The organism is Streptomyces venezuelae (assembly GCF_008642295.1).
Taxonomy (GTDB): Bacteria; Actinomycetota; Actinomycetes; order Streptomycetales; family Streptomycetaceae; genus Streptomyces; species Streptomyces venezuelae_C.
The window spans coordinates 864,935-877,766 of the sequence record NZ_CP029190.1 but is presented as its reverse complement, the minus strand read 5'-3'; the positions used below and the strand labels follow the sequence as shown (position 1 = coordinate 877,766).

11 protein-coding genes and 1 pseudogene are annotated in these 12,832 nt (G+C 72.9%); 6 read left to right on the top strand and 6 right to left on the bottom strand.

What is annotated here, in order from left to right; all coding sequences use genetic code 11:
* Positions 1-11: 11 nt before the first annotated feature.
* Together DEJ50_RS04015 and DEJ50_RS04010 are read left to right on the top strand one after the other, a co-directional pair.
* Complete coding sequence (locus DEJ50_RS04015) at positions 12-890, top strand: Fpg/Nei family DNA glycosylase (protein ID WP_150206028.1); 879 nt, start codon at positions 12-14, stop codon at positions 888-890.
* Between the two features lie 17 nt (positions 891-907).
* The gene (locus DEJ50_RS04010) at positions 908-1,297 is read left to right on the top strand and encodes a hypothetical protein (RefSeq protein ID WP_150211882.1); all 390 of its coding nucleotides are present in this window, start codon (positions 908-910) and stop codon (positions 1,295-1,297) included.
* Between the two features lie 27 nt (positions 1,298-1,324).
* Here DEJ50_RS04010 and DEJ50_RS04005 read toward each other — a convergent pair whose 3' ends face one another.
* Positions 1,325-1,780: a hypothetical protein gene (locus tag DEJ50_RS04005; RefSeq protein WP_190344874.1), complete on the bottom strand. Its 456-nt coding sequence runs from the start codon at positions 1,778-1,780 to the stop codon at positions 1,325-1,327.
* 235 nt (positions 1,781-2,015) lie between these two features.
* The gene (locus DEJ50_RS04000; RefSeq protein ID WP_223837580.1) at positions 2,016-2,549 is read right to left on the bottom strand and encodes a sigma-70 family RNA polymerase sigma factor; all 534 of its coding nucleotides are present in this window, start codon (positions 2,547-2,549) and stop codon (positions 2,016-2,018) included.
* Between the two features lie 258 nt (positions 2,550-2,807).
* Between DEJ50_RS04000 and DEJ50_RS03995 the strand changes: the two genes are divergently transcribed.
* The 3 genes and pseudogenes from DEJ50_RS03995 (at position 2,808) to DEJ50_RS03985 (ending at position 8,595) form a co-directional block, all read left to right on the top strand.
* Positions 2,808-4,043 (top strand): CapA family protein, encoded by a 1,236-nt coding sequence (locus DEJ50_RS03995; RefSeq protein WP_190344262.1) that lies wholly within the window; start codon positions 2,808-2,810, stop codon positions 4,041-4,043.
* A gap of 217 nt (positions 4,044-4,260) precedes the next feature.
* Positions 4,261-7,578 (top strand): annotated as a pseudogene (gene lysX, locus DEJ50_RS03990) (bifunctional lysylphosphatidylglycerol synthetase/lysine--tRNA ligase LysX).
* A gap of 93 nt (positions 7,579-7,671) precedes the next feature.
* On the top strand, positions 7,672-8,595 hold the full coding sequence (locus DEJ50_RS03985; RefSeq protein ID WP_150206023.1) for a polysaccharide deacetylase family protein: 924 nt from the start codon (positions 7,672-7,674) through the stop codon (positions 8,593-8,595).
* A gap of 94 nt (positions 8,596-8,689) precedes the next feature.
* Here the strand turns inward: DEJ50_RS03985 and DEJ50_RS03980 are convergent, their stop codons facing one another.
* Positions 8,690-9,352 (bottom strand): class F sortase, encoded by a 663-nt coding sequence (locus DEJ50_RS03980; protein ID WP_150206021.1) that lies wholly within the window; start codon positions 9,350-9,352, stop codon positions 8,690-8,692.
* Between the two features lie 396 nt (positions 9,353-9,748).
* Here DEJ50_RS03980 and DEJ50_RS03975 point away from each other — a divergent pair, with 396 nt between their 5' ends.
* Entirely contained in the window at positions 9,749-10,249 is a 501-nt protein-coding gene (locus DEJ50_RS03975) for a hypothetical protein (RefSeq protein ID WP_150206019.1), read from the top strand.
* Between the two features lie 103 nt (positions 10,250-10,352).
* On the opposite strand, the gene DEJ50_RS03970 is transcribed toward DEJ50_RS03975, so the two are convergent.
* From DEJ50_RS03970 to DEJ50_RS33775, 3 genes are all read right to left on the bottom strand, one after another.
* Positions 10,353-11,108 carry a hypothetical protein gene (locus DEJ50_RS03970; RefSeq protein WP_150206017.1) on the bottom strand — a complete coding sequence of 252 codons (756 nt, stop codon included), beginning with the start codon at positions 11,106-11,108 and terminating at the stop codon, positions 10,353-10,355.
* Between the two features lie 203 nt (positions 11,109-11,311).
* On the bottom strand, positions 11,312-12,082 hold the full coding sequence (locus DEJ50_RS03965; protein WP_150206015.1) for a DUF4239 domain-containing protein: 771 nt from the start codon (positions 12,080-12,082) through the stop codon (positions 11,312-11,314).
* Positions 12,083-12,158: 76 nt separating this feature from the next.
* Positions 12,159-12,335 carry a hypothetical protein gene (locus tag DEJ50_RS33775; protein ID WP_190344260.1) on the bottom strand — a complete coding sequence of 59 codons (177 nt, stop codon included), beginning with the start codon at positions 12,333-12,335 and terminating at the stop codon, positions 12,159-12,161.
* Positions 12,336-12,832: the final 497 nt, after the last annotated feature.

Below are 12,832 nucleotides of genomic sequence, written 5' to 3'. Positions count from 1 at the left end.
ACGCTGATGGCATGCCCGAGCTGCCCGAAGTCGAGGCACTCAAAGAGTTCCTCGACGAGCATCTCACCGGCCGGACGGTGACCCGCGTCCTGCCGCTCGCCATCAGCGTGCTCAAGACCTACGACCCGCCCCTCACCGCCCTCGAAGGGCAGCAGGCCGGCCCCACCACCCGCCACGGCAAATTCCTGGCCCTCCACATCGGCGAGCTGTACCTCGTCGTCCACCTGGCCCGGGCCGGCTGGCTCCACTGGCGCGAGTCAATGCCCGCCCAGCCGCCCCGCCCCGGCAAGGGACCGCTCGCGCTGCGCGTCGTACTCGAAGCCATCGGCGCCGACGGCGAAGCCGATGGCTTCGACCTCACCGAGGCCGGCACCCAGAAGCGGCTCGCGGTGTACGTGGTGCACGACCCCCAGGAGGTACCCGGGATCGCCCGCCTCGGCCCCGATCCGCTGGCCGACTCCTTCGACCGGGACGCCTTCGCCGCGCTCCTCGCCGGTGAGCGGCGCCAGATCAAGGGAGTGCTCCGCGACCAGAGCGTCATCGCCGGCATTGGCAACGCCTACAGCGACGAAGCGCTCCACCACGCCCGCCTGTCGCCGTTCAAACTGGCCGCCTCCCTCGACGAGGAGCAGATCACCACGCTCCACACCTCCGTACGGACCACCCTGCGCGAAGCCGTCGAGCGGTCCCGCGGCCTGGCCGCGGGCCGGCTGAAGGCCGAGAAGAAGAGCGGGCTGCGGGTGCACGGCCGGGCCGGCGAGCCCTGTCCGGTGTGCGGGGACACCATCCGCGAGGTCTCGTTCGCGGATTCGTCCCTCCAGTACTGCCCCACCTGCCAGACCGGCGGCAAGCCACTGGCCGACCGCCGGCTCTCGCGCCTCCTCAAATAGACTCCCTGGCCATGGCCATGGCCGAGGAACCGCAGCCGTCGTCCGCCCCCCGCCGCGAGGTGGTCACCGGAGTGCCCCGCGGGGCCCGGCGCCGACCGCCTGCGCACGCACCCGCCCGGTCGGAGATCTCCGAGCAGACCACCCTCGGGACCACCTACGTCCGTGCGCTGATGCGCAGCCAGCTGCGTACCGGCCTCGGTGCGCTGATCGCGCTGGCGCTGCTGGTCGGTGCCCTGCCCCTGCTCTTCGCCCTGCCGCGGGACACCTCCGGTGCGCTGGTCTGGTCGGTGCTGGGGGCGGCCGTGTACCCGCTGATGTGGCTGATCGCCCGCTGGTACGTGCACCGCGCCGAGCGGAACGAGGCCGATTTCACCGGCCTGGTCGCCGATCCCAAGGACACGCCCTAAGGACACGCCCCAAGGCCGACGGCTGGGCTAGAAGAGGTGCATGGCCAGGTGGCCGAGCGGCAGCCCCAGTTGCCAGGCCGGGGTCCAGACGCGCGCGTTCTCGTCCAGTCCGCCCGGCTGGGCCGGGAGTCCGGCCTCGAGGTTGGTGGCGAAGAGTTCGGTCCGGTCCAGCCAGGTCCAGGCCGCCCGGGCCAGTTCCAGGTCGGGGTCCTCGCCCGCGCCGCGCTCCCGGGCCTCCTCGCCCAGCTGGAGGAACCGGGTGTGCACCCAGTCCCGCCAGGGGTGCCCGTACGCGGTGAGCGAGAGCCACTCGTCGAGCTGTGAGACCACCCGGATGCCGGAGAGTTCCCCGGCCGCGTCGGAGAGGTAGATGGTGAGCGCCAGGGTGTCCCGGCCGGCCCGGAACTCCAGGGTGCTGACCGGGATCAGCCGGCCCGTGCGCAGCAGTTCGTCCGCGATGTACTCGGCGTAGAGCCATGCCATGGGCACCGCGAGCCCGCCGCCGCTGGTGCCGTTCGTACCCTCGGGCTGCACCGTTCCACCTTCTCCCGGGTGTCGAGCGTTCCGCCGTCCTCGATGAGCCTTCCCTCAGGAGCTCGCAAGGCGGGGGATGTTTACTCAACTTGAACGGTCTGATGCCGTTTCCAATGCATTTTCGACACCTCCCGGACACTATTCGGTCAATCCTCGAGTCGCCGTCGGCGGGGTCGGCGACCCCTCACCCGCCGAGTCCGTACCCCTGGAGGTCCTTCCGCAGGGCGCGCAGCGCGTAGTGCGTACGGGACTTCACCGTCCCGGCCGGGATGCCGAGCTCGCGCGCGGCCTCGGCCACCGACCGGTCGCGGAAGTACACCTGCATGAGCACCTCGCGGTGCTCCGGCCCCAGGCCCCCCAGCGCCCGCCGGACATCGATGGCGGTGACCGCGCCGGCCACCCCGTCCACCGGCGCCGGGGCGTGCTCCAGCCCCTGGGGATCCACTTCCCGGGGGCGGGACAGCCGGGCCCGGCGGGCGTCGATGGCGAGGCGGCGGGCCACGGTGAACAGCCAGGGCCGCATGGACGCGTGGTCGGTCTCCAGGGCCTCCGGGTGCTGCCAGGCCCGTACCAGGGTCTCCTGCACGAGGTCCTCGGCCCGCTGCGCGTCACCGCCGGTGAGGCCGAGCAGAAAGCCGAACAGGGCCCGGCCGTGTTCGCGCTGGAGTTCGGCCAACGCGTCGGCTGCTGTGCGCTGGAGGCTGGGGGAGAGGGTCACCGGGTGGCTCCTTCCGGGGTCCGGGCGGCTCGACATGCCCACCCTGACCTGCGAGGAGCGCGCCCGGAACCGCCCCGCCGGGGCCGTGCGCCCAAGCACCCGGGTGATCCGGTGGGCGGCAGGGTTCCGCGACAAACGGTCGAACGGCGCGGCGAACGGGTGAGGGTCCGGCCCGGCCCGGCACCGCTCCTTGACTTCCCATGTCATCTTCTGTGGATTCAGATCATCGGATAGTCCTATTAATGAGAGCCGGTACAGATGACCAAGCGACCCCGGCACACCGCACGCGCCACCCTGGCGGCCCTGGTCCTCTCGGCCGCCGCAGCCACCGCATCCGGCTGCTCGGCGGAGCGGGACCCCGCCCCGGCCCGGCTCGCGGATCAGCGCAGTGGGCAGCCCTCCCGGACGGCCGGCGCCCCCGACCCGGCCGGACCGCAGACCCGGCCCGCCGCCCGCGGATTCACGCTGGTGGCCACCGGGGACGTACTCCCGCACACCTCGGTCATCAACCGGGCCGCCGCCGACGCGGGCGGTGGGGGCTACGACTTCCGGCCGCTGTTCGGCGCCGTCAAACCGGTGGTCTCGGCCGCCGACCTCGCCCTCTGCCACATGGAGACCGTCTACGGGGAGGACGGCGGCCCGTTCAGCGGGTACCCGGCGTTCATCTCCCCGCCCGAGGTGGCCGAAGGCCTCAAGGACGCCGGGTACGACGGCTGCTCCACCGCCTCCAACCACACCCTGGACGACGGCGCCGAGGGGCTGAAGCGGACCCTGGACCGCTTCGACAGGGCGGGGCTCAAGCACACCGGATCGGCCCGTACGGCGGCGGAGGCGGCCACCCCGGCGATGTACACGGCCGGCACCGCCAAGGTCGCACACCTCGCCTACACCTATGGCACCAACGGCTATCCGCTGCCCGAGGGCCGGCCGTGGGCGGTGAACATGATGGAAGAAGACAAGGTCATCGCGGACGCGCGGGCCGCCCGCCGGGCCGGCGCCGACGTGGTGCTGGTCAGCCTCCACTGGGGCACCGAGTGGCAGACCGAGCCGGACGAGCAGCAGCTCGCCCTGGGCAAGGCCCTCACCGCCGCGCAGACCGGCGGCCGGCCCGACATCGACATGATCCTGGGCACCCACGCGCACATCCCGCAGGCGTACGAGAAGGTCAACGGGACCTGGGTGGTGTACGGGATGGGCGACCAGGTCGCCGGACAGATGTTCAACCACTCCGGCGCCTTCGACCCGCGCGGGAACCAGGGCTCCATCGGCCGGTTCCGGTTCGATCCGCCGGCCGCACCGGGGCAGCGGTGGCAGGTCACCAAGGCGGAGTTCATCCCCCAGCTGATGGACCTCGGAACGGGCCGCGTGGTCAACCTGCCGGCGGCGCTGGCGGCGGACCCGGGGCGGGAGGACTACGAGTCGGCCCAGGACGAGATCACGGCGGCGGTCCTGAGCCGCTCGGCGGCCAAGGCGGGCCTGACCCGAGGCCGGTAGCCGGGGGCGAGGGCGGGCCGGGCGGGCCCGACCCGCGGCCAGGAGCCGGGGCAAGGCCGGCCTGACCTGCGGCCGGTAGCCAGGGGCCCGAGCCGGCCTGGCCCGTGCCCCCGTCGCGGGCCCGGCCCGGCCCGCCCCGGCCGCACCGCTGACCCCCTGCCGGCCGCCGGCCGGCTTCGGCGCGCGCGCTCCGGCGGGTCTCCCTACAGTGCGAACCATGAGCGTCACCGCACCGCCGTACCAGGAGACCCACGGGACCCGGAACCGCTTCCTGAGCCGGGTGCCCGACGGATTCGGCGCGTTCTTCGGTGCGCTCGGCCTGCTCTGCGCCCTGCTTTCGCTGTCCCCGACCCTGCGGCGGCTGCTCCGCCCGGTCGTCCGCTTCCTCGACCTCTTCGTCGTACCGGTCAGTGCCAACCTCGCGTACGCCGTCTTCCTGTTCCTGCTGGCGGCGGCCCTCGGGACCCGGAAGAAGATCGCCTGGTGGATCGTCGTCGCCTATTTGGCCCTGCTGATCCTCACGGACCTGCTGATCCTCCTGGACGGCGGCTACCCGGCATGGGTGTCCGTCCCGTCCGGCCTCCTCGGCATCGCCGCCGTCACCCTGCTCGTCCTGGCCCGCAAGGAGTTCTACGCGGCCTCCCGCCCGGGCGCCCTCTGGCGGGCCCTGCTGGTCCTCGGCATCGGGCTGCTCGCCGCCGTGCTCCTCGGCTGGGGCCTGGTCGCCCTCTTCCCCGGCACCCTGCCGCGCAGCCAATGGCTGGACTGGGCCGCCAAGCAGGTCTTCGGCGGACTGTTCTCCGCCCGCCAGTTCGACGGCCGGCCACCCCGACCGCTGTACTTCCTCCTCGGCCTGTTCGGAGCCCTGGCGCTGCTGAACGCGGCTGCCACCCTCTTCCGCTCGCAGCGGATGACGGCCGCCCTGCACGGCGACGAGGAACCCCGCATCCGGGCCCTGCTCGGGGCCTACGGCCGCAACGACTCCCTCGGCTACTTCGCCACCCGCCGCGACAAGGCCGTGGTGTTCGCCCCCACCGGCAAGGCCGCGGTCACCTACCGGGTGGAGGCCGGAGTCTGCCTGGCCAGCGGGGACCCGGTCGGCGACCCCGGCGCCTGGACCCCCGCCATCGACTCCTGGCTGGGCGTGGCCCGCCGCTACGGCTGGCAGCCGGCCGTCATGGGCGCCTCCGAGGAAGGCGCCACCGCCTACGCCCGGTCCGGCCTGAGCGCCCTCCAGCTCGGTGACGAGGCGATCCTCCAGGTCGCCCACTTCGACCTGGACGGGCGGGACATGCGGGTCACCCGGCAGGCCGTCAACCGGGTCCGGCGCACCGGCGCCACCACCCGCATCCGCCGGCACTCCGCGCTCAGCGAGGAGGAGATGGAGCGGATCATCGACCGGGCCGACCGGTGGCGCGACACCGAGACCGAACGCGGCTTCTCCATGGCCCTGGACCGGCTCGGCGACCCGGCCGACGGCGACTGCCTGCTCGTCGAGGCCCTCGACGCCGACGGCGAACTGATCGCCCTGCTCTCCTTCGTCCCCTGGGGCCGGGACGGCATCTCCCTCGACCTGATGCGCCGCGACCGCGCCACCGCCCCCAACGGGGTGATGGAGTTCATGGTCGCCGAACTGTGCGCCACCGCCCCGCGGCTCGGGGTCCGCCGGATCTCCCTCAACTTCGCGGTGTTCCGGTCCGCCTTCGAGGAGGGCGGCCGGATCGGGGCCGGCCCGGTACTGAAGCTGTGGCGCAGGCTGCTGCTGTTCTTCTCCCGCTGGTGGCAGCTGGAGGCGCTGTAGCGCTCGAACGTCAAGTACGGGCCCGAGTGGTATCCGCGGTTCCTCTGCTACCAGGACGCCGGCTCGCTGGCCCGGGTCTCCCTCGCCTCCGGCATCGCCGAGGGCTTCGTCTCCGTACCGAGCCTGCGCAAGCTGTGGGGCAAGGGGCACGCCCGGGGCGTGACCGCCCCCGTCACCACCGCGGGCCTGCCCTCCATCGACTCGCTCGGCCTCGAGGAGGCGGGGGAGGGCGGCGGAGCCGCCGGCGAGCGGCTGCCGGAGCAGGTCCGGGTGCGGCACGCCAAGCTCGACCGGCTGATCGCCGCCGGCACCGACCCCTATCCGGTCGGCATCCCGCAGCGCACCCACACCGTGGCCGGGCTGCGCGCCGCCCACCCGGCCCCGCAAGCCGGCACCCTCACCGGCGAACGGGCCACCCTGGCCGGCCGGGTGATGGTGGTCCGCGACCTCGGCGGCGTGGTCTTCGCCGTGCTCCGCGACTGGTCGGGGGACTGCCAGCTGATGTTCACCCGCGAGGGGTCCGGCGCCGGCGTGCTCGACTCCTTCACCTCCCAGGTCGACTTCGGCGACCACGTGGTGGCGAGCGGCGAGGTCGGCGCGAGCCGGACCGGCGAGCTGTCGCTCCTGGTCTCTTCCTGGCAGCTCACCGGCAAGTGCCTGCGCCCGCTCCCCGACAAGCGCAAGGGCCTGGCCGACCCGGAGGCCCGGGTCCGCCGCCGCTACCTCGACCTGGTCGCGAGCCCGGAGGCCCGGAACGTGGTCCGGGCCCGGTCCGCGGCCGTACAGGCGCTGCGCCAGGGGCTGCTGGACCGCGGCTACCTGGAGGTCGAGACACCGATGCTCCAGCAGATCCACGGCGGTGCCAACGCCCGGCCGTTCCGCACCCACATCAACGCCTACGACCTGGACCTGTACCTCCGCATCGCACCCGAGCTGTACCTGAAACGGCTGTGCGTCGGCGGGATGGAGAAGGTCTTCGAGATGGGCCGCACCTTCCGCAACGAGGGCGTCTCCTACAAGCACAACCCCGAGTTCACGATGCTGGAGGCCTACCAGGCCTTCGCCGACTACGACGTGATGCTCGACCTGACCCGCGAGCTGATCCAGGGCGCCGCCACGGCCGCCTTCGGCTCGCCTGTCGCCCACAAGGCGGGCCCGGACGGCAGGCTCGTCGTCCACGACATCTCCGGGACCTGGCCGGTGAAGACCCTCTACGGGGCGGTCAGCGAGGCACTGGGCGAAGAGGTCGACGCGGACACCGAGGAGCATGTGCTGCGCCGGCTGTGCGACCGGGCGGGGGTGCCGCACATCCCCGAGGACACCCGCGGTGACGTGGTCCTGGAGATGTACGAGCGCCTCGTCGAGGAGAAGACCAAGCTGCCCACCTTCTACAAGGACTTCCCGACGGACGTCTCCCCGCTCACCCGCCAGCACCGCAGGGACCCGCGGCTGGCCGAACGCTGGGACCTGGTGGCCTTCGGCACCGAGCTGGGCACCGCCTACTCGGAACTGACCGATCCGGTGGAACAGCGCCGCCGCCTCACCGCCCAGTCGCTGCTCGCGGCCGGCGGCGACCCCGAGGCGATGGAACTCGACAACGACTTCCTGGACGCCCTGGAGTACGCGATGCCGCCGACCGGCGGCCTGGGCATCGGCGTCGACCGGCTGGTCATGTTCCTCACCGGGCTGACCATCCGCGAGACCCTGCCGTTCCCGCTGGTCCGGCGCGGCTGACCAGGCCGACGGCGCTGCCCTGAACGGGTGAGGGGGCTGCGGCGCGTCCGCGCATCCCGGGATCTGCGGCGGACTCGTTGATACGTAGTAGTAATGAAAAATGATGAGCTGTCAGCGGGGCGGCGGTTCGTACTGCGGACCGCGGTCTTCCTCGGGGTCACCGCCGCTGCCGGGCTGATCGGCAGTGAGCAGGCGGGAACTCCCGGGAGGCAGGCCGCCGGACCGCCCCCCGGAACGCCCGGACCGGGGGCAGGGGCTGCCACCGCGGCCGGCGGATCCGGCGCATCCGGCGGGTCCGGCGGGGCACCGGGGATGCGGGCGCAGGGGCCGCCCCCGGCGACGTACCGGCTGCATCCCAGCCTCGGCGAGGCCCCGCCGCGCCAACGGCCGAGCCGGCCGCCCGTACGCACCCGGCCCCTCCTCGAAATGCCGCCCGCCGCCCACACCGGCCGCAGCATGGTGCTCACCTTCGACGACGGCCCCGACCCCCGCTACACCCCGGGCATCCTGGACACCCTCGCCCGGTACGGCGCCCGCGCCATGTTCTTCGTCTGCGGGGAGATGGCAGACGTGCACCGCGACCTGGTGCGCCGGATGGACGCCGAAGGGCATGTGATCGGCAACCACACCTGGACCCACCCGCTGATCCCCCGGCTCTCCCGGCCGGCCCTGGCCGCCGAGATCAGCCGTACCAGCGATGTGGTGCAGCAGACGGTGGGCCGGCCGCCCGTGTGGTTCCGGGCGCCGTACGGAGCGTGGAACCGGGCCGCGTTCGAGATCGGCGCCGAGCTCGGCATGGAGCCGCTGGCCTGGACCGTGGACACCCTGGACTGGAAGGAGCCGGGCACCGGCACCATCGTCTCGCGGGTGCTCAAGGCGGCCGGCCCCGGTGTGATCGTGCTGTCCCACGACGCGGGCGGCGACCGTGCGCAGAGCGTCGCCGCCCTGCGTACCTACCTTCCGCAACTCATCGACCGGGGCTACGAGATGTCCCTGCCGGTACTGCCCCCGCGCTGACCTGCAACGGTGGGCCGGGGGGCGGCCCGCGCGGGCGGGCCGGGGGCCGCGGGGCCGGGGCGGGCGCCCGGGAGGGTGCCCGCCCCGCCGTCGCTCAGCGGGCCGCCACCATCCGCGCGAACACCACCACGTTTCCGTCGTAGCCCTTGGCCTTGGAGTAGCCGCCGCCGCAGGTGATCACGCGGAGCTCGGCGTGCCCGGTGTCCCCGTACACCCGGGCTCCGGGGAAGGACTCCTTGGAGAACACCTCCACGCCGTACACCTCGAACACCGCGGTGCGCCCGTCGTACCGCTCCACCTCGATGCGGTGGCCCTTGCGCACCGAGCCCAGGCCGTAGAACACCGCCGGGCCCTGCGCATTGTCGACATGGCCGACGATCACCGCGGAGCCCTGCTGGCCGGGCGAGATCCCGTTCAGGTACCAGCCGGCCAGGTTCGCGTCCTGGGCCGGCGGCGCATCGATCCATCCCTCGGCGTCGAGTCCCACCGTCATCACCGGTGCGTCCACGCTGATGGACGGGATACGGACCCGCTGGACGGAGGAGTGCTCCAGCAGTTCCAGCCCGGGCTGTGCCCGGGGCGGTTCCGCGGGCAGTTGATCGGCGGTCACCTTCACGGCGGCGGCTGCGGTCGGCTGCGGCGGGCCTTCGTCGACGTTCGACCCGTTCCGCATCATGGCGAGGCCGGTGAGCAAGACCAGGGCGATGACGCCCCAGGGGGAGCGCCTCCTCGGTGGCGGCTCGTCCTCGATGATCATTGTTCCCTTCCCGACGCGGGGGTCCCGGCCCGCGTTCCTGTCCCCACCCCGGCGCTGCTGTGCTGGATTTCCGACAGCGCTCTTGTTCACGCACGCTAAGGGTGCCGCGGCGGGACGGCGAGAGGTGGAAGGCGAACGGGTGGCGGGGCGCCGATGGGCGGACTGCGGGGCCGTAAGGGGTGCGCCCATCCAGGTAATCGTCACATAAATGTCTGACGGCCCGTGACCTGCGGATCCGTCGGCCCGGCCGCGCGCCGCTCGGCGTGTCGGTCAACCGGGCGGACCAAAGCCGGAAATGCGCTGGTTGCGAGGTGCCCCGAGGGTTCGACGTGGGAGGCGTTCTCGTCGATCATCCCGGGCCACCGCTCTGGGGCGCTTCCCGCTGGAGGTTCCACCATGCGTGCCTTTCGCGCTCTCACCGTGACCGCGGCGGCCATCGCTGCCGTCGGGCTCAGCACCCCATTCGCCACAGCGAACCCGGGCGGCCAGGGGGGCCGCGGGCCGGCCAATGTCTCGGTCAACCCGTTCTCCGTGCACCAGGGCTCCACCATGCAGGTGAGCGCCTCCGGCTGTGGCCACGGGGGCACCGTCAGCTCTCCCGGCAACTTTTCGCCGGCCAACCTGTCCGCCGGGACCGTCGGCTTCGCCACCGTCCGCATCTTCAACCACGCCTCGCCCGGCACCCACACCCTGCACGTCAGGTGCAACGACAGCGATCTCATTGCGACCCACAACTTCCGGGTGCTCTCCGGCAACGGGGCTCAGGGCGGCATCGGCGGTTCCTTCGGCCCGTCCGCCACCGAAACCGTCATCGGCGCGGGCCTCGTGGGTACCGCCGCCCTCGGTGCGGGCATCCACCTGATGCGCCGTCACCGCCCGGCCCGCGGCCGGGCCTGACCGGACGGACCTCCCCGGTCGGAGCTCGAACCGCCGGTCGCCCCGAGTCCTGGCCAGGACTCGGGGCGACCGGCGGTTCCGGGGCTGGTTCCGGGGCTGTGGGTCAGTGCTTGCGGGTGGGGCCTGCGGGGCTGGTGTTGCGGCGGTGGACCGCGTAGGCGATACCGGCCGTCGCGATCAGAACGAGCGAGGCACCGGCGCCGATCTCGACGAGGTCCAGGCCGGCCACACTGCCGCCGATCCCGCCGCGCACCCCGAGGGTGGCGCCCGAGGTGGCGGTCCCGGCGCCGATGCCGATGCCGGTGGTGCGCGTGGTGCCGGTGGTGGCGGTGGTCCTCATGGTGCCGGTCGCGCGCGAGGTGTCCGTCGTGTCCGTGGTGTCCGTGGTGTCCGTGAGGCTCGTGGTCCTGCGGGGCAGGGCGTTCGCGGCGGGCCGCTCGGTGGCGGTGGACCGGGCCGTGGGCGAGCTGTCCCCGCCGGCGATGGTGAGATCCGCGGATCCGGTCTCGCCGTTGCAGGTGAAGGAGACGGAGTACTGCGCTCCGCGGCGGGCGTCCCGGTCGATGGTGACACGGACGGTCTGGCCGCGCGGGATGCTCACGGAGTCGAAGACTCCGGAGGAGACGGTGGCGAAGGCGGCATCGCAGGCGGTGACCGAAAGTGCCGTGCTGCCGCCCGGCTCGACCGTCGAGGGGATGATGGCGAAGCCGAACGAGGTGACCTTGGGTGCGCCCGGTGGCCCTCCGGCGGGAGCAGTGTCCGGGCCGGTGGCGGACGTGCTCAGGACGAGGACGGCGCCCGCGGCGGCCGTGGCGCAGACGGCCAGCAGGGCTGTTGCGGAGGTACGTATCGCAGCCATCGTTGTCTCCGGATCCCCGAGGAGCAGCTGCGGAATGGTTTCCGCACGTGGGGGGTGGTGCACCTCGATGTCCGCCACGCTAGGTGGGTCCGTCGGCACTCGCGATCAGGACCGGGCGAATGGGGCATTGTTGTCCGCCGAACCGGGGACGCGGAGCCCGGCCACCGTTTGGGCGGGGCCGGGCGGGTGCGCACGACGGTCGGTCAGCCGCCCAGTTCCAGATGCGGGAACTGCTGGAGGAAGGGTTCGGCGGTGGCTGCGATGCCCCGGCTGAACGGGGCGTCGAAGTCCCAGATCAGGAAGAGCAGGAAGGCGATCAGCGCACTGAACAGGCCGGCCAGTACGAGCTCCCGGAAGGAACGCCGGATCTGCAGGGCGAAGATCATGCCGACCGTGACCAGGGCGCCGATGATCAGGCCGAACCACACCACCCCGGGCATGGTGGCCCCGGCGCTCTGCGCCCGGCCGCTGCGCGCGTCGTCGGCCGCTGCGACCTGGTCGACCAGGGGCTGGTAGGCCTGGCCCTCGTGGTCGGTCTGCGGCTGGTAGTCGGTGACATCACGGCGGATACGTTCCAGCAGTTCGGTGCCCTTGTCGGTGACCAGGCCCGACTCGGCCATCTCCTTCCATTCGGTTCCGACCACGTACGTCACATAGGCATCGACATCGGAGCGGATCCTGGTCCGCACCTCCTCGGGGTAGACCTGGGAGCGGATGCTGACCTCGTGCAGGGCCTGGGCCTCCTGGCGTACGTACTCCTGGGCGCCGCCCCGGGCCTCCCAGACGCCGGCGATCGCCAGGCCGAGGACGATCGCGTAGATCACGCCGATCATCATCGTCATGTACTCGATGACGTCCGGGGTTTCGTTGGGATCGTCGTCTTCGCCGATCCGCCGGTGGTTGAAGAACGCGATGGACAGCACCACGGCGCAGGCCGCGGCCATCGCGAGCGACAGGACGAGCCATTCCGACAACTGGACTCCAAGAGGTCACGCAGGAACACAGGGGACACGGGGGGAACGGCACACACAGGGGCAGCCGCGGGCAAGGTCAGCGCGGGCGCAGCGCGACGATGGCGAACACCGCGGGCGCGGTGGCCAGCAGGGTGAAGGTCACCGGGGAAATCCGGTGCTCCACGGGCTTCTTGCGGGTCGGCGGGCGGTACGCGGGCCGGGCCACGGCCACGGGTGCGGGCCGCGCGATCACCACCGGCGGCGGGGTCGTCATGGGCCGGGGCGGCGCGGGCCGCGGTGGCGGCGGTGGTGCGGGTGTCCGGAACGCCGGGGTCGGCCTGGGAGCCGGCGCGGGCGGCGGCGGGGGCTTCGGGGCCGGCTTCGGCGGGGGCTCCGGCGCGGGCTTGGGCGGGGCCGGGGGAGTGGGCTTCGGTGGCGGGGTGGGCGTGGGCTTCGGAGTCGGCGTGGGCTTCGGGGTCGGGGTCGGAGTGGGGGTCGGGGTGGGCGTCGGCTTGGGGGTCGGAGTGGGGCAGGGCGGCGGGGGAGGCGGCGGAGGGCAGTGGGGGCGGCCGTGGTGCCCGCCGTGATGGCCACCGTGATGTCCGCCGTGATGTCCGCCACCATGTCCGTGTCCGTGACCTCCGCCCCGGCCGCCGTTTCCGGCGACCGCGACCAGGGTTCGGGCCGTTCCACCGGTCCCGGAATCGACGGTCGCGTAGGCGCAGCTATCGGCCACGGCGGGCACCGTGGACAGGGCTGCCCACAGCAGGA

What these genes read in the sequence shown, in the direction of transcription:
- DEJ50_RS04015 (WP_150206028.1), top strand. Translation starts at nt 12, where the DNA reads ATGCCCGAGCTGCCCGAAGTCGAGGCACTCAAAGAGTTCCTCGACGAG.
- DEJ50_RS04010 (WP_150211882.1), top strand. Translation starts at nt 908, where the DNA reads ATGGCCGAGGAACCGCAGCCGTCGTCCGCCCCCCGCCGCGAGGTGGTC.
- DEJ50_RS04005 (WP_190344874.1), bottom strand. Translation starts at nt 1,780, where the DNA reads ATGGCATGGCTCTACGCCGAGTACATCGCGGACGAACTGCTGCGCACG.
- DEJ50_RS03995 (WP_190344262.1), top strand. Translation starts at nt 2,808, where the DNA reads ATGACCAAGCGACCCCGGCACACCGCACGCGCCACCCTGGCGGCCCTG.
- DEJ50_RS03985 (WP_150206023.1), top strand. Translation starts at nt 7,672, where the DNA reads ATGAAAAATGATGAGCTGTCAGCGGGGCGGCGGTTCGTACTGCGGACC.
- DEJ50_RS03980 (WP_150206021.1), bottom strand. Translation starts at nt 9,352, where the DNA reads ATGATCATCGAGGACGAGCCGCCACCGAGGAGGCGCTCCCCCTGGGGC.
- DEJ50_RS03975 (WP_150206019.1), top strand. Translation starts at nt 9,749, where the DNA reads ATGCGTGCCTTTCGCGCTCTCACCGTGACCGCGGCGGCCATCGCTGCC.
- DEJ50_RS03970 (WP_150206017.1), bottom strand. Translation starts at nt 11,108, where the DNA reads ATGGCTGCGATACGTACCTCCGCAACAGCCCTGCTGGCCGTCTGCGCC.
- DEJ50_RS33775 (WP_190344260.1), bottom strand. Translation starts at nt 12,335, where the DNA reads ATGACGACCCCGCCGCCGGTGGTGATCGCGCGGCCCGCACCCGTGGCC.